20 protein-coding genes are annotated in these 21,156 nt (G+C 62.0%); 10 read left to right on the top strand and 10 right to left on the bottom strand.

Annotation, left to right across the window (positions count from 1 at the left end; translation table 11 throughout):
• Nucleotides 1-8: 8 nt before the first annotated feature.
• The 4 genes from KIO74_RS21900 (at nt 9) to KIO74_RS21885 (ending at nt 3,005) form a co-directional block, all read left to right on the top strand.
• Nucleotides 9-839: a cyclase family protein gene (locus tag KIO74_RS21900; protein WP_213336623.1), complete on the top strand. Its 831-nt coding sequence runs from the start codon at nt 9-11 to the stop codon at nt 837-839.
• A gap of 88 nt (nt 840-927) precedes the next feature.
• The gene (locus tag KIO74_RS21895; RefSeq protein ID WP_213336619.1) at nt 928-1,719 is read left to right on the top strand and encodes an ABC transporter ATP-binding protein; all 792 of its coding nucleotides are present in this window, start codon (nt 928-930) and stop codon (nt 1,717-1,719) included.
• On the top strand, nt 1,716-2,540 hold the full coding sequence (locus KIO74_RS21890) for an ABC transporter permease (protein WP_213336616.1): 825 nt from the start codon (nt 1,716-1,718) through the stop codon (nt 2,538-2,540). The genes KIO74_RS21895 and KIO74_RS21890 overlap by 4 nt, the downstream gene beginning before the upstream one ends.
• A gap of 6 nt (nt 2,541-2,546) precedes the next feature.
• A complete protein-coding gene (locus KIO74_RS21885; protein WP_213336613.1) occupies nt 2,547-3,005 on the top strand; it encodes an acyl-CoA thioesterase in 459 nt (152 codons plus the stop codon).
• Nucleotides 3,006-3,047: 42 nt separating this feature from the next.
• Here KIO74_RS21885 and KIO74_RS21880 read toward each other — a convergent pair whose 3' ends face one another.
• The 7 genes from KIO74_RS21880 to KIO74_RS21850 all read right to left on the bottom strand — a co-directional run bounded on the left by KIO74_RS21880 (nt 3,048) and on the right by KIO74_RS21850 (nt 11,286).
• On the bottom strand, nt 3,048-4,310 hold the full coding sequence (locus KIO74_RS21880) for an amylo-alpha-1,6-glucosidase (RefSeq protein WP_213336610.1): 1,263 nt from the start codon (nt 4,308-4,310) through the stop codon (nt 3,048-3,050).
• Entirely contained in the window at nt 4,307-5,365 is a 1,059-nt protein-coding gene (locus KIO74_RS21875; RefSeq protein ID WP_213336607.1) for an ABC transporter ATP-binding protein, read from the bottom strand. The genes KIO74_RS21880 and KIO74_RS21875 overlap by 4 nt, the downstream gene beginning before the upstream one ends.
• Nucleotides 5,366-5,458: 93 nt before the next feature.
• The gene (locus tag KIO74_RS21870) at nt 5,459-6,265 is read right to left on the bottom strand and encodes a carbohydrate ABC transporter permease (RefSeq protein WP_213336604.1); all 807 of its coding nucleotides are present in this window, start codon (nt 6,263-6,265) and stop codon (nt 5,459-5,461) included.
• Complete coding sequence (locus KIO74_RS21865) at nt 6,262-7,113, bottom strand: carbohydrate ABC transporter permease (RefSeq protein ID WP_213339129.1); 852 nt, start codon at nt 7,111-7,113, stop codon at nt 6,262-6,264. The genes KIO74_RS21870 and KIO74_RS21865 overlap by 4 nt, the downstream gene beginning before the upstream one ends.
• Before the next feature lie 90 nt (nt 7,114-7,203).
• A complete protein-coding gene (locus tag KIO74_RS21860; protein WP_502762124.1) occupies nt 7,204-8,532 on the bottom strand; it encodes an ABC transporter substrate-binding protein in 1,329 nt (442 codons plus the stop codon).
• Nucleotides 8,533-8,599: 67 nt separating this feature from the next.
• Complete coding sequence (locus KIO74_RS21855) at nt 8,600-9,610, bottom strand: substrate-binding domain-containing protein (protein WP_213336601.1); 1,011 nt, start codon at nt 9,608-9,610, stop codon at nt 8,600-8,602.
• A gap of 359 nt (nt 9,611-9,969) precedes the next feature.
• Nucleotides 9,970-11,286, bottom strand: a complete 1,317-nt coding sequence (locus tag KIO74_RS21850) for an MFS transporter (RefSeq protein ID WP_213339125.1) — start codon at nt 11,284-11,286, stop codon at nt 9,970-9,972.
• Between the two features lie 197 nt (nt 11,287-11,483).
• Here KIO74_RS21850 and cyoA point away from each other — a divergent pair, with 197 nt between their 5' ends.
• Genes cyoA through KIO74_RS21825 form a run of 5 tightly spaced genes read left to right on the top strand, consistent with a single transcriptional unit; the run spans nt 11,484 to nt 16,526 of the window.
• The gene (cyoA, locus tag KIO74_RS21845) at nt 11,484-12,653 is read left to right on the top strand and encodes a ubiquinol oxidase subunit II (protein WP_213339124.1); all 1,170 of its coding nucleotides are present in this window, start codon (nt 11,484-11,486) and stop codon (nt 12,651-12,653) included.
• Between the two features lie 14 nt (nt 12,654-12,667).
• Entirely contained in the window at nt 12,668-14,671 is a 2,004-nt protein-coding gene (gene cyoB, locus KIO74_RS21840) for a cytochrome o ubiquinol oxidase subunit I (RefSeq protein WP_213336598.1), read from the top strand.
• A gap of 3 nt (nt 14,672-14,674) precedes the next feature.
• Nucleotides 14,675-15,310 (top strand): cytochrome o ubiquinol oxidase subunit III, encoded by a 636-nt coding sequence (gene cyoC / locus KIO74_RS21835; RefSeq protein ID WP_213336595.1) that lies wholly within the window; start codon nt 14,675-14,677, stop codon nt 15,308-15,310.
• Nucleotides 15,307-15,702 (top strand): cytochrome o ubiquinol oxidase subunit IV, encoded by a 396-nt coding sequence (gene cyoD / locus KIO74_RS21830; RefSeq protein WP_213336592.1) that lies wholly within the window; start codon nt 15,307-15,309, stop codon nt 15,700-15,702. The genes cyoC and cyoD overlap by 4 nt, the downstream gene beginning before the upstream one ends.
• The gene (locus KIO74_RS21825; RefSeq protein WP_502762123.1) at nt 15,699-16,526 is read left to right on the top strand and encodes an SURF1 family protein; all 828 of its coding nucleotides are present in this window, start codon (nt 15,699-15,701) and stop codon (nt 16,524-16,526) included. Before cyoD ends, KIO74_RS21825 begins: the two co-directional genes overlap by 4 nt.
• Here the strand turns inward: KIO74_RS21825 and KIO74_RS21820 are convergent, their stop codons facing one another.
• The 3 genes from KIO74_RS21820 to KIO74_RS21810 all read right to left on the bottom strand — a co-directional run bounded on the left by KIO74_RS21820 (nt 16,527) and on the right by KIO74_RS21810 (nt 19,206).
• A complete protein-coding gene (locus KIO74_RS21820) occupies nt 16,527-17,060 on the bottom strand; it encodes a response regulator transcription factor (RefSeq protein WP_291959203.1) in 534 nt (177 codons plus the stop codon).
• Nucleotides 17,050-18,351, bottom strand: coding sequence for an ATP-binding protein (locus tag KIO74_RS21815; protein WP_291978322.1), 1,302 nt, complete (start codon nt 18,349-18,351; stop codon nt 17,050-17,052). Before KIO74_RS21815 ends, KIO74_RS21820 begins: the two co-directional genes overlap by 11 nt.
• Nucleotides 18,352-18,468: 117 nt before the next feature.
• The gene (locus KIO74_RS21810; protein ID WP_213336586.1) at nt 18,469-19,206 is read right to left on the bottom strand and encodes an IclR family transcriptional regulator; all 738 of its coding nucleotides are present in this window, start codon (nt 19,204-19,206) and stop codon (nt 18,469-18,471) included.
• Between the two features lie 285 nt (nt 19,207-19,491).
• Between KIO74_RS21810 and KIO74_RS21805 the strand changes: the two genes are divergently transcribed.
• Nucleotides 19,492-21,141: a M24 family metallopeptidase gene (locus KIO74_RS21805; protein WP_213336584.1), complete on the top strand. Its 1,650-nt coding sequence runs from the start codon at nt 19,492-19,494 to the stop codon at nt 21,139-21,141.
• Nucleotides 21,142-21,156 lie beyond the last annotated feature (15 nt).

Here is a 21,156-nt window from a genome sequence, read left to right as displayed (position 1 = left end):
ACGCGTTGATGAGCGACATTGACCTGATTGCCCTTGCCACCGCGATCGCGAGCGGCGCCGTCGAGGTTGTGGACCTCACCCATACCCTCACGCCCGATTTCCCGACGATCGTGATGCCGCCGGAGCTCGGCCAGAGCGCGCCGTTCCGGATGGAGACGATATCGCGCTATGATGGCCGCGGGCCGGCGTGGTACTGGAACAACTTCACCGTCGGAGAACATACCGGCACCCATTTCGACGCACCCATCCACTGGGTGACGGGGCGCCAGTTGCCTGACAATACGGTCGACACCTTGCCGACCCGGCACATGGTGGCGCCGGCCTTTGTCATCGACTGCTCGGCCGAGGCGGCGGCGGACGCGGATTTCCTGCTGACCATCGGCTATGTCGAGGCTTGGGAAAGGAATCACGGCCGTATCGATGCAGGCGCATGGGTCCTGCTGCGGACCGATTGGGCGAAGCGCAGCGGCCGCGCCTTCGCCAATCTCCGCGATGACGGGCCGCATACGCCGGGACCGGACGCCGATGTGATGCGGTGGCTGGTGGAGGAACGGGGCATTCTCGGCTTCGGCACGGAGACGATCGGCACCGACGCGGGCCAGGCCGCCGACTTTCTGCCGCCCTACCCGGCGCATCACTACCTGCACGGTGCGGGCCGCTACGGTTTGCAGTGCCTTGCCAATCTCGATCGGTTGCCGCCACACGGCGCAGTTGTCATCGCCGCTCCGCTCAAGATCCAGCAAGGGTCCGGGAGCCCCTTGCGGGTACTCGCTCTCGTTGGCCCGAAGGTTGCCTCAAATGTTCAACATCGCCGGAACGTGTCCGGGACAAGCACTTGACCAATGCTTTAAGCTTGAACAAATATGCAATTGCACGGTTTCCGAGCGGCCCTACGGTCCTCGCGGCCGGCGATAATGGAGGCCATGAATGCCTGCCGGTGCATCTATCGACCTAGAGGGGGTCGGTATCCAAATTTCCGGACAAAGGATTGTCTCGGACATCACGCTGTCGATCGCGGCGGGCGAGTTCGTTTGCTTGCTCGGCCCCTCGGGTTGCGGCAAGTCGACGCTTCTGAACGCCATCGCCGGGTTCATCCCGGTGGAGGGTAGATTGCTGGTGGGCGGCCAGCAAATCCGCGGGCCGGGCATCGACCGTGGCGTGGTGTTCCAGAATTCCGATGCCCTTTTTCCATGGCTTACAGCGCGCGAGAACGTGGAATACGGCCCGCGCATCCGCGGTGTCGACAAGGCTGAGCGCGCCAAAGCCGCGCGATACTATCTGGAGCTCGTCGGCCTGGGGCACGCCGTCGATAAATTTCCAGCGGAACTGTCCGGCGGCATGCGGCAACGGCTGCAGATCGCTCGTGTGCTCGTCAACGAGCCATCCGTCATGCTCATGGATGAGCCTTTCGGGGCGCTCGACGCGCAGACTCGCGAGGTCATGCAGCACGAACTCGACCGGATCTGGCGGGCGACGCGCTCGACGATCGTCTTCGTCACCCATGACATCGGAGAGGCGATCCTCCTCGCCGATCGGGTTTTCACCATGACGACGGGGCCTGCGGCGCGCATCAAGTCGATCGTCCCGATCGACTTGCCTCACCCCCGTGACGAGACGGATCCAGGCGCCATCGCCATTCACCGTGATTTGCGGGACGATATCGGCGAGGAAGTCAGCAAGGTTCTCCGCCAACAGGGCTTGCGGGAGAAGACGGCATGAACCAGTCGCAATCGGCAGCGGCGAATGTGGCAAATGCCGCGCCGCGCACCAGCAGCTTCGCGCGCCTCGCCGAATTTCGCCAGGTGGCGATCGCCATTGCGGCGGTTCTCGGCGGCCTCATCATCTGGCAGATTCTGAGCAGCAACATCTCGCCGCTGTTTCTCCCCTCTCCCTCCGACACCTGGGCCGCGGCGATCGAGCTCGCGGAGGATGGCACCCTCGCGAAGTCCATTGTCGCCTCGCTGGCGCGAATTGGCAGCGGCTGGGCCCTCGGCATCATCATCGGCGTGCCGCTCGGCATCCTGATGGGGCATTTCCGCATCATCCGCGAGATGCTCGAGCCCTATATCGAGTTCTTCCGCTTCGTGCCGCCGATCGCCTTCATCACGTTGGCGGTGATCTGGCTCGGACCGGGCGAGGAATCCAAGGTCGCGCTCATCTTCTATGCGACGGTCTTCATCATCGTTGTCAATATGATCGCCGGCGTGCAGGCGGTGAGTGAGCTGCGCCTGCGCGCAGCCGCGTCACTGGGAGCGTCCCCGCTTCGGACCTTGCTGACCGTGGTCGTCCCCTCGACTGTGCCGTTCATGATCACCGGCGCGCGGCTCGCCATGGGCAACTCCTTCCTGACCGTGGTCTCCGCCGAGATCGTGGCGGCGCAGGATGGGCTCGGTGCGCTCATCTGGACAGCGCGCAACTATGGCCGCACGGAATGGGTCTTCGTTGGCATTATCATTCTCGGACTGCTCGGCTATACCTGCGATCGCTTGCTGCGGATCTTCGCCCGCACATTTCTGAAGCGCTACAGCGTAACCGTGTAGGTCGGAATGCCGCGTCCCATACCCTTGCACATTGACGATCTGCCGCCGAGAACATGGAACACGCGTGTCGCGATCCGCTTCAGCCATTGTGACCCGGCGGGCATCGTCTATACGCCGGTGTATTTCGACCTCTTCAACGGCGTCATCGAGGACTGGTTCGCGGATGCGCTGCAGTTGCCGTACCGGCTCTTTATCCGGGACCGTCGGATAGGGCTAGGCTATGCGCATGCGGCCTGCGACTTCTTCCAACCGAGCGAAATGGGCGACGCGCTCGATGTCGCGGTGGTTGTCGCCGAGATGGGCCGCTCATCCTATCGACTCACCCTGCACGCGATGAAGAATGGCCGCGAGGCGGTGCGCGGCCATTTCGTGACGGTTACGACGGGTATGGACGCGCGCAAGCCCTGCCCTATTCCGGACGATCTGCGCGCGGCTTTGACCGCCTATCAGGCCGCGACGGGATGAAACCCGGCGCTGGATGAGATTCGGCACGCTGGGCGCGGTCGTTTATCGCGACAGCAGGAGCGCGATCGCCGCGGTCCAGGAGAAGCTCCCGCCACCCAAGCCTTCGCCGGTGGTCGGATCAAAATATTCCGCGAAGCCCTGGCTGCTGATGAGGCCGCGCGTGTCGGCGCGGATCGCATCCGCCTCCTCAGTCAGTTCATAAGCGGCGAGCCCCTCGGCGATCATGTAATTGACGACGCCCCAGACAGGGCCGCGCCAGTAGCGCTTCGGCTCGAAGCGCGAGTCGAACGGCGATGTGCTCGGCACCCCATGGGCGACCTTGCCGCGCCAACGCACGATTTCCGCCGCCATGCGCCGGGCCTGGTCGGCACTCGGCAGGCCGGCGAAGAGTGGGAGAAAACCCGCCGAGGTCGAAACGTCGATGCGGGCGCCGGAGATCAGGTCAAGCGGCTGGTAGAGGCCTCTTTCCTCGCTCCAGAGCGCGCTCAACGCCCTGGCGCGCTTCTCTATCCGGGCGCGGATCTCCGCCTTCTCGGCTTCGCTCCCGAAGCGCTCGGCGAGATGCGCCAGATCCTGCTCCGCGCGCTGCAGGATCGCGTTGATGGCGAGATCAGCGACCTTGAAAGGCGCTTTCTCCCATAGAGCGGAGGCATCCCAGCCGGCCTCGCGGAAGATATCGACGAGGTGGATATAACGACGATAGTCATCATCGTGGGGGCGCATGGCCGCGCCCACATGGGCCGTGTCTCGCCGGCGGATCTCCGTCCTGGGCTCGGCCGGCACGCGGGCGAAGGCTTCGTCCCAGGCCGGCGAATTGTCCATCCCGGATTCCCACGGGTGGAGGATGGCGACGAGGCCTGTGCCTTCGGGATCCCGCGCGATGGCCCACCAGCGGTGGGAAGCCAGCGCGGCATGATACAGTCCCTCCGCCCGCTTCGCGGCATCGGCGCCCTTCGCATGGTCGAAGACGAATTTGACGGCGCTAGCCAGCACCGGCGGCTGGGAAATGCCCGATGTCGGCGGGCTATGATGCGTGCCCCAGACATCAGGCCCGGGAAAGTAGTCGTCGCTCGGCGCATGAAAGACGATGTGCGGCACCATACCGTCCGCCCATTGCCCCTCGACCAGCCGCTCCAGCTCCCGCCAGGCGCGTTCCTCGTCGAAGGTCGCCCAGCCCATGGCAACGAAGGCCGAGTCCCAGTTCCACTGGAACGGATAGAGCCGGGAGGTCGGTACGGTGTAACCGCCCCGGTCGTTGGCGATGAGGACATCGCGCGCGGCGGCGGTATCAATGCGACGGGTCATGCTGCTGTCTCTTGTGCAAGCGCCTCACCGGAGGCGGCATCCATCCAAACGATGCGGTTGGGGTCAGGCTTCAGGCCAAGCTTGGTGCCTGACGGGAAGTGAGCGTCCGGCGGGGCGACCACGCGCAGCATCTGTCCACGCGACCGGCCGGTCAGGAGGATATGCGAGCCGAGCGGCTCCGCCACCATGACCTCGAAGGCAAGCCCCTCCTGTGCCTCGCCCAAGGTGAAGTCCTCGGCGCGAATGCCGGCCAGCAAATCTCCCTGCTGCCGAGGCGCGCTGAGGGACAGCCCGTCCAGAGCGATATGGCCCGAGGCCACGGTCACCGGCAGGAAATTCATCGGCGGACTGCCGACGAACCCGCCGACGAAGGTGGTGCGCGGCCGGCTGTAGACGGCGGTTGGGTTGTCGATCTGCACGATGCGGCCGCCGTGCATCACCGCGATCCGGTCGGCAAGCCCCATGGCTTCGGTCTGATCATGAGTGACATAGATCGTCGTGGTCCCGGCCTGCCGCAGCACGGCTTTCAGCTCCGCCCGCATTTCGAGGCGCAGCAGCGCATCGAGGTTCGATAAAGGCTCGTCCATGAGCAGCACCGGCGGCTCGACCGCGAGAGCCCGCGCCACCGCCACACGTTGGCGTTGACCGCCCGAAAGCTTGGCCGGGTAGCGATCGAGATAGGGCTCGATGTGCAGAAGCTCCGCGGCTCGCGCCACCTGCGCCTTGACGCGCGCCTCTCCCGCCTTCTGCATGCGCAGGCCGAAGGCGACATTGTCGTAGACGGTCATGTGGGGAAAGACCGCGTAGTTCTGGAACACCATCGCGAGGCCGCGCTGGCGTGTCGGTATGTCACTGATATCGTGTCCACCGATGATCACACGTCCCGCGGATCGCGTCTCGAGCCCCGCGATGATGCGCAGTAGCGTGGTCTTGCCGCAGCCCGAGGGGCCGAGCAGCGCGATGAACTCGCCGTCGGCAATATCAAGCGTGATCTCGTCGAGCGCGCGCGTCCCGCCGAAGGTCTTGGCGATCTTGTCGATCTTTATGTCGGCCATGGCTGAACCTATGTTTCCGGAGCAAATTCAATCATTTGCTCGTCTATTCCTGTTTCCCAGAAAGTCCGCGGCGGCTGGACCTGCCCTGGCGTCTCAGCGGTTGGCGATGCCCCACATCGCGAAGAGATATTTCCTCACCGCGAAAATGAAGACGATGGACGGCACGATGAGAAGGAAACCGCCTGCGAAGCGGAAATGCAGCGGCGATTCCGCAAGCACGGTGAGGAGATAAGCGGTCAGGGTGCGGTTGCGGACGGTCAGCACCGAGGCGGCGAAGACCTCGTTCCAAGAAATGACGAAAGCGAAGATCGCGGTGGCCGCGATGCCGGGAAGCGCGAGCGGCAGCACGACCTTCATGAAGGCCTGCAACCGGGTGCAGCCGAACACCCAGGCGGCCTCCTCCAGTTCGCGAGGAATTGCCTGGAAAAGGCTGGCCGAGACGAGAGCCGCGAAGGGCAAGGCCAGCGCCGTATGGATCAGGGCGACACCGAAGGCCGTGTCATAAAGCCCGATGCGGATGAAGGCGACGGTCAGCGGCAGCGCCAGGATCGCAAGCGGAAAGGCGCGCGTCAGCAAGATCAGGAGGCGATAGGCGTTCTGGCCAGGAAAGGTGAAGCGCGCCAACGCGTAACCGGCGGGAGCGCCGAGGGCGATGGACAACGCCATGGTGATCGCCGCGGCGATGACGCTGTTGACCATCGCCTGGCCAACGCCCTCCACCTGTAGGAAGAGCTGCATCGCGGCGAGCGAAGTATCCCCCGGCCAGATCGACTTCGGCCAGCGGAACACGCCGATGCGACCACCGAAGGCGCCAAGCGCGATGAAATAGATCGGCACGAGCACCCAGGCGCACAGGGCAACAATGCCGGCGATATAGACCGTGCGGCGTAGGGCGATCATGGCTGTTGCTCCGGCTTGGTCCTGAGCGCCCACAGGAAGACGACCGTCGCGGCGAGCGAGATGACCACGATCAGCATGGCATAGGCCGCGGCCACACCCGTATTCTGGTAGTTGCGCTGCCAGTTGTAGGCCTCGCCGACCAACACGGGAAAATTGGTGCCGCCGATGGCGTAGACCACCGCGAAGACCTCGAAGGCCAGCACCGTGCGCAGGATCAGGGCCGTCTGCAGGCTGGGCTTGAGCAGCGGCAATGTGATCCGCGTGAAGATCGTCCAGGGTCGCGCCCCGAAGACCTCGGCGGCCTCCTTGTATTCCTTGGGGATAAGCTGCAGGCCGGCGACCAGGATGACGAGCACGATGGCGGTTGCGCGCCAGACTTCGGCGACGACCACACCGAGAAACAAGGCGACCGGGGTCTCGTAGGTCAGCCAGGCCGTCGGACCGTCGATGAGGCCAAGGCCATAGAGCGCGCTGTTGAGATATCCCCTGTCCTGCAGGATGGCGAGCCAGACGAGGCCGGCTGCGAGATCGGAAATTCCCAGCGGGATCGTCCAGATCCACAAAGCGACATCGCGGCCGCGCGGCAGCTTTTGCAGCATCATCGCCATGGCGAGCGCCATGACGATCTGGATCGGCACCACCGTCAGGACCAGCAGGAAGGTGTTACGGACCGCCGGGCCGAAATTGATGTCGGACACCATCCGGCTGTAGTTCGCGAGCGACGGCGTCCCGTCTTCCATGAAGGATAGCGAGATGGTCTGTACCAGCGGCACGAGGAACAGCGCCGCCAGGAAAGCGACCGAGGGGGCGAGCAGCAGATAGGGCAAAAGCCGGGATCGCAGCGTCATCATCTCTCAGGCTCGATTGCGATTGACCTCGCGGTCACGATCGATCGTCCGGGCGGCGAAAAGGCAGGCCGCCCGGATTGTCTTGCCCGATTACTTGACCGGACAGGCTCCCTGGCTCGGCGCGTCGGGGGCCCAGCACGGCGCCTTGGTCGCCTCCATCAAGCCCTTGAGAACGCCAGCCTGCGAGGCCAACACCGTCTTGATATCCTCCCCGCGCAGGACGATGCGCTGGAAGGTATCGGAATAGACCTTGTTGAACTCGCCGCCCTTGTCGCCAAGCCCGACCGGGAGCAGGGCCGGCAAGGCATCTTTCGCATTCTGGGTCTTGGCGACACCTTCAGCGATGAGCTTGATGCCGGGCGAAAGGTCCGCCGGCAATGTTGCCTTGACGACCGGGAAGAAGCCGACTTCGGCGGCGGTCTTCACCTGCGTCTCCGGCTTGGAGATGAAGGCGATCAGCTCGGCGGCGCCCGTCGGGTTCGGCGCATTCTTCGGAACGGCGAGGCCAGCGATGACCGGCATGTAGCCGCGCCCCTTCGGGCCGGCGGGCGCGGGAAAGGTCACGAACTCCTCAGGGGCCTGCGTCAGCGCATCCTTGACGCGGGCCACGTGGTCGAACGCAACCCACACCTCCTCGGCGAGCAGCGGCTCCTGCATGAAGTCATAGCTCGTGGAGTTCGGGTTGACGAACTGCCAGAGGCCCTTGAACTTGCCCCACATCGCCTCCGCATCCGCCGATTGGAAGGGCGTCACCACGCCGCCCGTGAAGGACGGGTAGAGATAGCCCTGGTAGAAGCGCGGCATCAGCCCCTTCGGGCCGGCAGGAAAGCCGATCAGGCGCTTGCCCGTCTTCTCCGTGAGCGCCTTGCCCCAAGCCTCGAGCTGGTCATAGGTCAAGGCGTTGATATCGGCGCCCGCCGGCAGATACGGCAGGGCCTTCTTGTTGGCGACCATGATGTAGGTGGCCTGCATCCACGGGATATACATCTGGCTGCTCGTGCCAAGCTTGCCGAGTTCCATGAGGTTGGCCGGGATGCCACGGTCGGCCAGCTTCGTCGCGATATCGTCGATCGGGGTCAGGTCCCCCGATGTGACGAGCGGTTGCAACTCACCGTGCAGCGCGCCGGCGACACTGATCGTGCGCTTGCCCGCCTGCCCCTCGGCCTTCATGCGCACGTCGAAAGCCGGAGGCTCCTCAACGAGATAAGTCACTTTCCCGGGAAAGTCCTTGAGGATGACGCTGCGCACTTTCTGCGCTTCCTCGATGGGCCGCAGCTGTGTCGACAGAAAAAGAATGTCCTGCTGCTGGGCGCTGACCGGACCGGCATTGGCAAGCAGCGCGCCGGTCATGAGCGCGGCGCCGATGAGACCGGTGGATCTCAGACTAATCCCTTTATGAATGGCTCTTGTCAAAGTCATGGGCTCCTCCTCCTGGTTGTCGTCAAAGGCTAGCGGACTTATTACCATTGTCGCGCGGGCGGTCGCGCTAGGCCGCTCCCTCGCCCGAGGAACGGCGCGGCATCTGGATGAGACCGTGGATTTCCGTGAGATCACGGACATCGGTACCACCGAGCCGCGCGAGCACCATGTCGGCGAGACGCGCCCCAATGAGCCGTGTCGGCAGTTCCATGGTGGTCAGGGACGGCTGGCAGTAGGAAGCGGCCGGGATATTGTCGTGGCCCGTGATCGCGATATCCGAGCCTACCGTGAAGCCTCGATCCGCCGCGGCGCGTATCGCGCCGATCGCCATCCGGTCGGTCGAGCAGACGAGAGCTGTCGGGCGCTCGTCCCTCTCGAAGAGGCGATGTGCCAGGGCAAAGCCGCCCTCCTCCGTCGGTTCCGCCTCCGCCGCCATGTCGGTGGGAAGACCGGCCGCCTGCATGGCGCCGCGCCAACCGGCGAAGCGTAGGCCCGCGAAGGTGAGATGGGCCGGCGCTGACAGAAAGGCGATGCGGCGATGCCCGCGCGAGATAAGGCGCTTGGTGAGATTAGCGAAGCCCTCCTCACCGTCGCCGTCGACGAAGGCATAAGGCGCGGTCGTGTCGGTGCGCCCGTGGCACACGAAAGGCACGTCCTTCTCCATCAGATAGGCGATGCGTTCATCCTGATGACGGGTTCGCACCACGATGAAGGCATCGGCGCGACGCCCCTCTACGAGGCGGCGGTAGACCGCCATCTCCTCCTTGCCGGGCCGGGCCGCGAGGAGCATCAGATCATGCTCGTGACGCGCCAGTTCCTCACCGACGGTGACAAGAAGCTCACTGAAGACGGGCTCGTGGAAATGCCCAGGGTCGGTTGGCAGGACAAAGGCAACCGTCTCACCGACGCCGCGTCGCAGACGCCGCGCGGCGGGGTTGGGCCGATAGCCCATTTCCTTGGCCGCGCGCTCGACCCGCTCGCGGGTCGCCGCCGCGACGTCGGAATAGCCATCAAGCGCCCGCGATACGGTCGTTATCGACAAGCCGAGATGCGATGCGAGCTTGCGCAGTGAGGTCATGCGTTCCTTCCACTCGTCGTTCCGCGTGGAGTTGGGATGCGCGACGGAATCCAAAACGTTTTGGAAAAAGCCGCCAAAGGGTCCGTCTTGTCAAGACGCAGTGCAGCAAGCTGTGGACGGGAAGGTCTTCGCGGGTGCGAAAAGGGGCTCCCCGCGCGACATGCAGGGGGCGCGGAATGGCGAGCGAATGTGCACGATGAAAGGCTTACGAGAACCACCCATATTCGCGATCGGATGCGATGTCGCGCGCCCGATGCTGGCATTGGCGTCCAAAAGAAAACGCGGGCCGCTCAGGGCCCGCGTATCGCTTTTTCGAGACGGCTGATCGTCGTCTGGATCGCGGCGCTCAGTCCTGCACCCTACTCATGCGCCTCTGACTGCCAGTTCAGCCTGATGGCCAGGATCGTGCAGATCGCGCCAGACAGCAGATAGGCGCCGGCTGACAGCAGGCCGAAATTGCTGGATAGCAGCAGGGCGACAAGCGGGGCGAACCCGGCGCCGAACAACCAAGCGAAATCCGAGGTTAGCGCCGAGCCGGTGTACCGGTAGGCCGTCGAGAAATTGGAAGCGAGCGAACCGGAGGACTGACCAAACGACAGACCGAGCAGGATGAAGCCGAGAATCATGAAGACGGTCTCGCCGACCGCCCCCGCGTCGAGCAACTGGGGAGCGAAGCCACTGAACGCCGCGATCGCGATCGCCGAACCCATCAAGAGGGCGCGACGGCCGACCCGGTCGGCGACAACGCCCGAGGCCAGGATCGCGACGATGCCGAACATGGCGGCAATCGCCTCGATGATCAGGAAGCGAGTCGGGTTTTCCTTTGTGAACAGATAGATCCACGAAAGAGGAAAGACCGTGACCATGTGGAAAAGCGCGAAGCTGGCGAGGGGGGCGAAGGTCCCGCTGGCCACGATGTGACCTTGCTTGCGTAGCGTTTCCAACACAGGCGACGGTTCGAGGGCGCGGCTCTCGAACAGCTTCGTATACTCAGGCGTCACGACGATGCGCAGGCGTGCGAACAAAGCGACCACATTGATCGCGAAGGCGACGAAGAAGGGATAACGCCATCCCCAGCTGTAGAAATCCTCCGCCGACAGATTGCCGACGAAGAAGGCGAACAACATGCTCGCCACGATCAGGCCGAGCGGCGCGCCAAGTTGCGGAAGCATTGCATACCAGCCGCGCCGCTCCTGCGGCGCATTCATCGCGAGAAGCGAAGCGAGCCCATCCCAGGCGCCGCCCAGGGCGAGGCCCTGGCCGATTCGCAATATGGCAAGCACCCAGACGACCGCGATACCGACCCGGTCATAACTGGGAAGAAACGCTATGGCGACTGTGGAGCATCCAAGAAGGAACAGCGCGATCGTCATTTTCGCGCTTTTTCCGTAGGCACGGTCGATCGCGGTGAATATCGCAGTGCCTATCGGTCGAGCAACGAACGCCAATGCGAAGATCGCGAACGAGTAAATCGTCCCCGTTAAGGGATCGACGAACGGAAATACCAATCGTGGAAAGACGATGACGGACGCGATTGCATAGACAAAGAAGTCAAAGAACTCAGACGTTCGTCCGATGACAACGCCGATCGCGATTTCGCCGGGATTGACCACGCCGTCGGGTTGAGCATGCACCCGCCGCGCGTCTCTCTCCAATGTCGATGACGCAGGCGCCATGTTGTTCGCACCGCTAGCCAAATGTCGTTCCTCGCTTGGCATCCTGCCGCTATCTGATAGCGTTCGCAAGTCTAGTCTGAAGTCGCCTTGTGTCTCATGCCGGCCTGACGGGGCATTGGACATTTTGTCCAATGTCCCTTTTGCTGCAGCGCAGCTAGCGGTGCCGGCCATTGATGGATCTGGCTATGGGTAAGCTTGTGAGCAAACTTCGCCTATTCGCCCTGTTGCCGCTCGGGCTTGTGCTCGCCGGCTGCAACTTTGTGGTCATGAGGCCAGCTGGCGACGTTGCCGAGCAGCAGCGTGACCTCATTATAGCGTCCACGATCCTCATGCTGCTCATCATCGTGCCGGTGATGCTGCTCACTGTCATCTTCGCATGGCGATACCGGCATACGAACAAGGAAGCCGACTACGATCCGGAATGGTCGCATTCCACACAGCTTGAGCTCGTCATCTGGGCGGCGCCGCTGTTGATCATCATATGCCTCGGGGCCCTGACCTGGATGGGGACCCATTTGCTGGATCCTTACCGCCCGCTCGATCGTATCGCGCCTGGCGAGCCGGTGGCCCGGGATGTGAAGCCGCTCGAAGTCGAGGTCGTGGCGCTGGATTGGAAGTGGCTGTTCATCTATCCCGAGCAAAAGATCGCGCTTGTGAATGAATTCGCCGCGCCTGTGAATCGCCCGATCAGCTTCCGGATCACCTCATCCTCGGTGATGAACTCGTTCTACGTGCCGGCGCTCGCAGGGATGATCTACGCGATGCCCGGCATGGAGACTAGGCTCCACGCCGTGATCAACAAGGATGGCGCCTATCAGGGGTTCTCCGCCAATTACAGCGGCGCGGGCTTCTCGGGCATGCGCTTCACGTTCCGCGGGCTGTCCGATGCCGACTTCGAGGCCTGGATCGCGCAGACCAGGGCTTCGAGCGAGAACCTCGGTCGGCAGGAGTATCTCGATCTTGAGAAGCCCAGTGAGAACGTCCCGGTTCGCCGGTACGGCGCGGTCGATCCGCAGCTCTTCGCCGCCATTGTCAACCGCTGCGTCGAACCGGGCAAAATGTGCGCCCATGAGATGATGGCCATTGACGCACAGGGCGGCCTCGGACTTGCCGGCGTCGATTTGATGCGCTTGCACTATGACAAAACAGCCAGGCGCGGTGCGGTCTTCGGCCCGACGCCGACCTATCTCGTCAGCATCTGCTCCGTCGAGGAGGCGAACGCCGCGCTCAATCAGGGCGCCGTCAAGCCACTGCCCATCAAGGGGTCGCCCATCGTCGGCGCCGGCCTGCCCCGTCCTTCGTTCACGCCCGCGCCGTCGCCGCGCGCCTCCTGGCTTCTCGACATGCGCCAGTCGCAAAGATCCTGATCGGCTCGATTGATATGACTGATCCTACTGCGAACCACAGCTTTCTTCTTGGACGTTTCAGCCTCGCCTCGCTGCCGCTGAATGAGCCAATCGTCGTCGTGACCTTCATGGTCGTCGCCTTCCTGGGAGCCTGTCTTCTCGGCGCGATCACCTATTTTCGCCTGTGGGGCTACCTTTGGCGCGAATGGTTCACCACCGTGGACCACAAGCGCATAGGGATCATGTATATGATCCTCGGCATCGTCATGCTGCTGCGCGGCTTTTCCGACGCCATCATGATGCGTCTGCAACAGGCAATGGCCTTCAATGGCAGCGAAGGCTATCTCAACGCCCATCATTACGACCAGATCTTCACGGCCCACGGCGTGATCATGATCTTTTTCGTGGCGATGCCGCTGGTCACCGGATTGATGAACTATGTCGTGCCTCTACAGATCGGCGCGCGCGACGTTTCGTTCCCGTTCCTCAACAACTTCAGCTTCTGGATGACGGCAGGCGGCGCGGTCATCGTAATGATGTCGCTGTTTATCGGCGAGTTCGCCAAGACAGGCTGGCTGGCTTATCCGCCTTTGTCAGGCATCCAATACAGTCCGGATGTCGGCGTGGACTATTACATATGGGCGCTGCAGGTCGCGGGCGTGGGAACGACTTTATCGGGCATCAACCTGATCTGCACGATCGTCAAGATGCGCTGCCCCGGCATGACCATGATGAAAATGCCGATCTTCACGTGGACCTCGCTCTGCACCAACGTGCTGATCGTCGCGTCCTTCCCGGTGCTGACCGCCGTTCTCGTGCTCCTGTCGCTCGATCGTTACGTGGGGACCAACTTCTTCACGAATGACTTTGGCGGCAACCCGATGATGTACGTCAACCTCATCTGGATCTGGGGGCATCCGGAAGTCTATATTCTGATCCTGCCGGCGTTCGGCATCTTCTCCGAAGTCGCCTCGACTTTCTCCGGCAAGAGGCTGTTCGGGTACACGTCTATGGTCTACGCGACCGTGTGCATCACCATTCTGTCCTACCTCGTGTGGTTGCACCACTTTTTCACCATGGGGTCGGGCGCCAGCGTGAACTCGTTCTTTGGCATAACGACGATGATCATTTCGATCCCGACGGGCGCCAAGATCTTCAACTGGCTGTTCACGATGTATCGGGGTCGCATCCGGTTTGAGCTGCCGATGATGTGGACCATCGGCTTCATGCTGATCTTCGTCATCGGTGGCATGACGGGCGTGCTCCTCGCGGTTCCACCCGCCGACTTCGTGCTCCACAACAGCCTGTTCCTCGTCGCGCATTTCCACAACGTCATCATCGGCGGCGTGCTGTTCGGCCTCTTCGCCGGCATGACCTTCTGGTTCCCGAAGGCATTCGGGTTCAGGCTGGATCCGTTCTGGGGCAAGATGTCGTTCTGGTTCTGGGTCACCGGCTTCTTCTTTGCCTTCATGCCGCTCTATGTACTTGGCTTGATGGGTGTCACGCGGCGGCTCAGGGTGTTCGACGATCCCTCGCTGCAGATCTGGTTCGTGATCGCGGGCTTCGGCGCTTTCCTGATCCTGTGCGGCATCCTTTCGTTTCTCATGCAGATCGCCGTCAGCATCATGAGGCGAGACCAGCTGCGCGACACGACCGGCGACCCCTGGCACGGCCGGACCCTCGAGTGGGCCACGTCATCGCCGCCGCCGGACTACAACTTCGCCTTCACGCCCGTCGTGCACGACGGTGATGCCTGGTGGGACATGAAGACACGTGGTTATGAGCGGCCCCTGGAAGGTTTCAGGCCCATTCATATGCCGAGAAACACGCCGGCTGGCGTGTTTCTCGCGGGGTTCAGCGTCGTCCTCGCCGTCGCGCTCATCTGGTATGTGTGGTGGCTCGCGGCGCTGAGCTTCGTCGGCCTCATCGCAACGGCCATCGGCCATACCTTCAACTACAAGCGCGATTTCTACATTCCTGCCGACGAGGTTGCGCACACCGAAGCTGCGCGGACGCGCACTCTCTCCGCGCAGGTGTAGGTCATGACAGCAGTACTCAGCACCGCGAAGGCCGAGCAAGGCGCCACAACCTTTTACCTCGTGGAGGATCACAACCATGAGGAGGGGTCGAGCACCCTGCTCGGCTTCTGGATCTACCTGATGAGCGACTGCCTCATCTTTGCGGTCCTGTTCGCGACTTTCGGCGTGCTCGGCGGCAACCTCGCTGCGGGGCCGGGTCCGAAGGATCTCTTCGATCTTCGCCTTGTCGCGCTCAATACGTCGATGCTCTTGTTGTCATCGATCACATACGGCTTCGCCATGCTGACGATGGCGCAGGGGCGCGTTGCCGCCACGCAGGCCTGGCTTGCGGTCACAGGCGTGTTCGGCCTCGCCTTCCTCTCGATCGAACTCTACGAGTTCGCTCATATGTTCCATGTGGGCGCAACCCCGCAGCGCAGCGCATTCCTGTCATCGTTCTTCGCGCTCGTCGGCACGCACGGACTTCATGTGACATTCGGCACGATCTGGCTCGTCACCTTGATGGTCCAGGTTCACAAGCATGGCCTGATTGTCGCCAATCGGCGCCGCCTGATGTGCCTCAGCATGTTCTGGCACTTCCTGGATGTGATCTGGATCGGTGTCTTCACCTTTGTCTATCTCATGGGGATGCTTCGATGAGCACCGACAGCCGCGCCGCTCACGCGCCCACCCACGACCATGGTTACGCGGAACACGAGACGGGTCCCTCCCACGGCACGTTGCGCAGTTATCTTACTGGCTTCGTGCTGTCCGTCATCCTGACAGCCGTTCCGTTCTGGCTGGTTATGGCCCGTCCCATTGCCAGCAACGAGATCACCGCGGTCGCCATCATGGCCTTCGCCATCGTGCAGATCGTGGTCCACATGATCTACTTCCTGCACATGGATTTCCACTCTGAAGGCGGCTGGACGATGATGGCCCTCGTCTTCACGCTGATCATCGTCTTCATTGCGCTCTCCGGCTCGCTCTGGGTCATGTATCACCTCGATACCAACATGATGCCTGGTCATACGACGGGTCAGACCCCGTGACAGGGGTTTCCGGCACGGCACGCGCTCCCGATGTTCATCATCGGGAGCGCGTGCCTGCCGGCAGCCGAACACCAGCGCCCGCCACATCGGTTCCTCGGTCGACGTGGGTGCTTGCCCTTCTCGCTATCCTCACCGTCATCGGCGTTGCCGGCTTCACGTCCCTCGGCATCTGGCAGATTGAACGGCGCGCGTGGAAGCTGGACCTGATCACGCGTGTCGATGGCAGGATCCATGCCCCCCCGGTTGCCGCTCCCGGGCCAGCAGCCTGGCCCCAAGTCAACACCGCCAACGACGAATATCGCCGCGTCACCGTCACGGGGCGGTTTCTCAATGATCGCGAAGCTCTGGTCCAGGCGGTGACGGCACACGGGGGTGGCTATTGGGTGCTGACGCCGCTGCGCGCCACCGACGGCTTCACAGTTCTCGTCAATCGAGGCTTTGTACCGCCGGAACTGCGCGATGCTGGGGCACGCGCCGCCGGACAGATTTCCGGCGAGACGACCGTCACAGGCCTCCTCCGCATCACAGAGCCAAAGGGCGGGCCGCTGCGCGCGAACGATCCCGTCAACGATCGCTGGTATTCGCGGGATACCGCTGCCATCGCCGAGGCGAAGGGATTGTCCGATACGGCTCCCTATTTCATTGACGCGGATCGTGTCGTGGCATCGCCGTCTGCGCCGGTCGGCGGCTTGACCGTCGTCAACTTTCCCAACAACCACCTCGTCTACGCGCTGACCTGGTTCGCGCTCGCGCTGATGGTGCTGGCGGCAGGCATTTTCGTCTTGCGTAGCGAGTACCGGTTGCGCCGCGGCCTGCCGTCGTAGTCAGCTGACCTGCTTTTTCTCGAGCTTGCGCGCCAGTGTGCGCCGGTGCATGCCGAGCCGCCGTGCTGCCTCCGAAATATTGAAATCCGTCTCCACGAGCGTTTCGTGGATACGTTCCCATTCCAGCGTCTTGATAGACGTCGGACGCACGGTCATTGGAACGGTGGGATCGCCCTCCCCTCGGCCCCACGCGGCCTCAATTTCATCTGAATTGGCCGGTTTCGCCAAATAGTGGCAAGCTCCCAGCTTGATGGCCTCCACGGCGGTCGCGATGCTCGCGAAGCCGGTCAGAACCACGATCTTCATCTCCGGATCATGCTGGTGCAACATCTTCACGCATTCGAGTCCGGAACCGCTGACAAGTTTGAGGTCCACCACCGCATAGGCCGGCACGATCTGCTCCAGGGCGTTTCGCGCGGTGTCAATCCCGTCGCTCACGGCCACCTCATAGCCACGGCGCTCGAATGACTTGCGTAGCGCCTTTGCGAAAGACGCATCGTCTTCAATGATGAGAAGTGAGGGCTTAGCGTCCACGGCTTCCTCCGGATGAAAGCGATGCGATCGGCAATGTGAGAGTGACCGACGCGCCGCCACGGGGATGGTTCTCGGCCTTGACGGTGCCGCCGAGCTTGCGCACGACATTCATGACAAGGAACAACCCCAGGCCGCCGCCCGGCCTGTTCTTGCTCGAGCGGTAGGGCTTTCCGAGTTCCGCGAGAATTCTGTCATCGAAGCCTGGTCCCACGTCGCTGACCGTCAGAACGAAATCGTCCTCGTGCCGCCTGACCGTCACCCCGAGCCAGTTTGGCGAGGCCTCGTGGGCGTTATCAAAGATGTTGAAGATGACCTGTTTCAACGCGGGGTCCGAAATGATGGCCACATCCGGGCTGAAGGCGCTGACGTAGTCGATATGCGTGGGTGAGCGACTTGCCCGCCATTCCCCAACCAGGTCATCGATAAAACCGTTCACGGTCGTTCTGACCGTACCCTCACCTCTGGCCTCGCCCGAAGACATCAGGATACCCGAGACAATCTGCTTGCAGCGTTCGACCTGATTTTGCATCTCGCAGATCTCGTCAAGCAAATCACCTTCCGCCCGAAATTCCGGCATGCGATGCCAGTCATTGAGGATGACCGAGAGCGTCGCGAGCGGAGTCCCCAGTTCGTGCGCGGCGCCAGACGCGAGCAGGCCCATGCGCACGATGAGCGCCTCCTCCGCCGATTGCTGGCGCATCGCGGCAAGTCGTGCATCCCGATCCCGCAGATTGCGATTGATGCGCATCGTGAAGAGCACGAGCAGACAAGCCGCCAGGATGAAGCAGACGAACATGCCCTGGATATGCAGGCTGAACAGTTCATGGCCGTCGCTGCGCGGGATGGGCAGCGGGCGATAAAGGCTCGTGAGTGCGAAGAAGCAGCCGCTGGCGATGGCGAGAAGCGCCCAGACGAGGCGCTCCTCCAGCAGCACGGCCCCAAGTGTGATCTGCAGAAGGTAGAGCGAGACGAACGGGTTGGAGGCACCACCGCTGAGAAAGAGCTGTACGGTCAGGGCCGCGACGTCAAGGACCAGCGCCAGAAACAGCTCCGTATCCGACACTTCCGCGCGGAGGCGGTAGCGTATCAGGCTGCCTATATTCAACAGCACCAGACAGGCGAGCACCGCGACCATCGGCGGGAGCGGCAGTGGTATTCCGAACCAGAACTGGACGAAGAGGATAGTGATGACCTGACCGCATACCGCCAACCATCGAAGGTGAATGAGCAGGAGCAGGTTTTTCTTGTTGGTCGTGTCAAGAACGGAAATTGCCGTCTCCTCGCGGATCACTCAAGGCAGAGGCCGGGCGCTCCCGGCGTTGTGCCAGATTGGCGCTTGCGGTGCACGGCCCACGTGGCCGCCTTATAGGTGATCCGTGGCCAAAGATCGACGTTCGTCGTACCCGTCTCAGCGGATGGTGCCGATCCGCAGCCCGGCCGCGGCGCGTTCCAGCTCCGTGGCGAGCCTCTGTGCGGTCTGTCCCATTTCCTCGAGGCGCCCGTTCTCGAAATAGACGGTCGCTCCATTGATGCTGACTGCTATTCGTACTTTGCCGTCGATAAGAAACGTGGACGCAACACCGCAGGTACCGACGTCACATTCGTTGTAGTCGGACGCGAAGTGACGCTCCCGCGCCGCCGTCAGCTCCCGGCGCAATTGCTCCGCGCTCTTTGGTGGATCCGGGGGCAGCTGTTTCAGGAATCCCTTCCAGTCATCTGTCGGCAAGGCACTGACCAACGCCTTGCCCACGGCGGTCAGCAAAGCAGGCGACCGTTGACCCACGAAGGAATTGATCTGCAATTGCCGGTTTCCGGGTGCCCGTTCGATGACCACAATGTCTGTTCCATCGAGGATCGCGAGATGGATGGTGTCCGAAGTCTGCTCGGCATAGCGGATGAGAAGTGGGCGCAGGACCTCGACAAAGCTGAGGCTGCGCTTCTTCTGTTCGCCGAGCTCCAGAAGCCGGTAGCCGAGCGCGTAGCGTCGCGCCTCGAAGGATAGATAGTGATGCTCAACCAGGGTCGCGAGCAATCTGTGAGCTGTACTGCGTGACATATCGGCGGCCGACGCTATTCCGCCGAGGGTATCCGTGCCCGCCGCAACGAGCTCGATCAATTTGATCGCCTTTGTGATGACGAGGCTCATGGGTGCGCCGACCATGCTCTGCCGACGCGCAGGCCGCCCCTGCCGCTGATCTGTCTCAACACAAGCTCCCCCTCTTTTCCCATTCCACGCTCTTACGACAAACGATCAAGGGGATCAATATTCATCCCAATATTTGGGATGCATCTCCTGACTATTGACATGATAGAATGGATGGTGCGATGCTCCTGCCAACGATGAACTGCTGCAGGGGCTGCGGCCAGTTTGCATAAAATTGGTGCGCGATTGCGCAAATAAAAAGCATAGAATTCTGAATCAGAGGGTCTAATGAAGTCGCGCGTTTATATTGGGCGAGACCGCATATCCAATATGCTTGGGCGTAATTTCTGGAATGAACTAACCTTCCCCAAGATATTCAAAGATAGCGCGGATAGTATTGGTCCTGTTCTCATTGAACGTGACGGCAACCCGTCCATGGTGATCGGAGCATTCGACGCAGCCGCATTCCAGTCGGCGACAAAGGCTATACCCTTTGAGACTTACGCCAGTTACTTCAGCTGGAACCATCCCAAGGGGTATCGTCCTCAATCGTTCACGGAAGCGGTTCGCAGACTGGCCGGAGATGACCTGCTTGAAATCGACGCCGATATGCCAATTGGGCGCTTCGAAGCGCTAGCGCAATCCGGTCCTGCGGCGATCGCCGACCCAACCGCGTTGCACCAGCCGAAAGGGCCTTGCTTCCTATACCGCAAGCGCCGGCAGGATATAGAGGCGCAGTGGTGCGCGACCCGCGACGCCGATGTTCCAGCGCTTACCCCCTTCGTGTCTTCGCTGCGTTTCGGCCCTGAACTGCTCCACGGTATGTCGAGTGAGCCGCTAGGATTCGCTGTTCTCGACAGAATTTGCAGAGAATCCGGCCTCGCCTCGATCTATGTGAGCGCTCCTTTCAACGTGGAGATGTTTACAGGGTTGCCCAGCAGCGTTGCCGAACGTTATGGAATAACGGCTCTTTATACGCCTGGCAGCGACGCTATTCTAATCCTCTCTCCTCAGAGCATCGAGCGCCCGGATTTCGCAGCTGCCGGGCACGCGCCGAGCCTCATGGCGGCTCTCAGCGACAGCCGGAATGACAAGCTTGGTATCGAACGTGAGCATCTCGCCGTTGCGATCGGCCGGTCGCTCTCGGATGACGGATTTACTCTTGCCGATGCAACCTATGCCCTGCGCCGCTGGCAGGACGAACGCGCTGGAACGGACCTGCTTTACTTCATCACCGCTGCGAATGCTGTGCTTCACGGTATCGAGCATGCCAGTCAATTCATGAATCGCAGACTGGCTGGCGGTTTGACGGAGAACGAAGTTGCTGCCGTCTATCATCAGGGCGTGCAGAATTTCGCGACGCTGGTCGGTATGGACGGCCGGGTCCACCCGTATTTCGACATCATCCACTCCGGTGAGCGGACGTTGTTACCCGCCATTGCCGGTGACTATCCGCTCAACAGCACCGACAGAACCATCAAGTTCGACATGGGTCTTCTGGTCACCGATGCATATGGCTGCGTGCGCGGCTGCTCGGATATCGCGCGTAGCGTTTCTCCCGATGCGGACCTGCAAGCCGCCCATGACGAACTGCGCCGCCTTTTGGTCGATGAATTGATCCCTTCAATCCAGAGTGGAATGAGCGGCGGGGAGATCCATGCGAACGGCGTTGAGATCCTGCGCCCGATGACGACCTCCCTCAAGCAGGTCGGCTTGCTCCACGAGGGCATGACGATGGATGGCTACACGCGTGATTGCGGCCATACATTGCAACGACAGACCCTTGCGACCGTTCATTTCCTGCCTGATTTCAAGGAACGGCTGCATACTGGAATGCTCGGTTGCACGGAATTCGTCTGGCCTATCGATGACAAGATCATCGCTGCGGAAGACGGATATTACGTGACAGAGAAAGGCGCGGTTCCTTTCACAATATAATTCACTGCAAAATAA

This window comes from Chelatococcus sp. HY11 (genome assembly GCF_018398335.1).
Classification (GTDB): Bacteria; Pseudomonadota; Alphaproteobacteria; order Rhizobiales; family Beijerinckiaceae; genus Chelatococcus.
The sequence above is the reverse complement of the archived record's forward strand: the minus strand, read 5'-3'. Positions and strand labels throughout refer to the sequence as shown.

Coding starts and splice junctions, on each gene's coding strand:
- KIO74_RS21855 (WP_213336601.1), bottom strand. CDS start 9,610: ATGACCTCACTGCGCAAGCTCGCATCGCATCTCGGCTTGTCGATAACG.
- KIO74_RS21810 (WP_213336586.1), bottom strand. CDS start 19,206: ATGAGCCTCGTCATCACAAAGGCGATCAAATTGATCGAGCTCGTTGCG.
- cyoD (WP_213336592.1), top strand. CDS start 15,307: ATGAGCACCGACAGCCGCGCCGCTCACGCGCCCACCCACGACCATGGT.
- cyoB (WP_213336598.1), top strand. CDS start 12,668: ATGACTGATCCTACTGCGAACCACAGCTTTCTTCTTGGACGTTTCAGC.
- KIO74_RS21860 (WP_502762124.1), bottom strand. CDS start 8,532: ATGACTTTGACAAGAGCCATTCATAAAGGGATTAGTCTGAGATCCACC.
- KIO74_RS21870 (WP_213336604.1), bottom strand. CDS start 6,265: ATGATCGCCCTACGCCGCACGGTCTATATCGCCGGCATTGTTGCCCTG.
- KIO74_RS21875 (WP_213336607.1), bottom strand. CDS start 5,365: ATGGCCGACATAAAGATCGACAAGATCGCCAAGACCTTCGGCGGGACG.
- KIO74_RS21895 (WP_213336619.1), top strand. CDS start 928: ATGCCTGCCGGTGCATCTATCGACCTAGAGGGGGTCGGTATCCAAATT.
- KIO74_RS21865 (WP_213339129.1), bottom strand. CDS start 7,113: ATGACGCTGCGATCCCGGCTTTTGCCCTATCTGCTGCTCGCCCCCTCG.
- cyoC (WP_213336595.1), top strand. CDS start 14,675: ATGACAGCAGTACTCAGCACCGCGAAGGCCGAGCAAGGCGCCACAACC.
- KIO74_RS21885 (WP_213336613.1), top strand. CDS start 2,547: ATGCCGCGTCCCATACCCTTGCACATTGACGATCTGCCGCCGAGAACA.
- KIO74_RS21880 (WP_213336610.1), bottom strand. CDS start 4,310: ATGACCCGTCGCATTGATACCGCCGCCGCGCGCGATGTCCTCATCGCC.
- KIO74_RS21890 (WP_213336616.1), top strand. CDS start 1,716: ATGAACCAGTCGCAATCGGCAGCGGCGAATGTGGCAAATGCCGCGCCG.
- KIO74_RS21900 (WP_213336623.1), top strand. CDS start 9: ATGAGCGACATTGACCTGATTGCCCTTGCCACCGCGATCGCGAGCGGC.
- KIO74_RS21805 (WP_213336584.1), top strand. CDS start 19,492: ATGAAGTCGCGCGTTTATATTGGGCGAGACCGCATATCCAATATGCTT.
- KIO74_RS21850 (WP_213339125.1), bottom strand. CDS start 11,286: ATGGCGCCTGCGTCATCGACATTGGAGAGAGACGCGCGGCGGGTGCAT.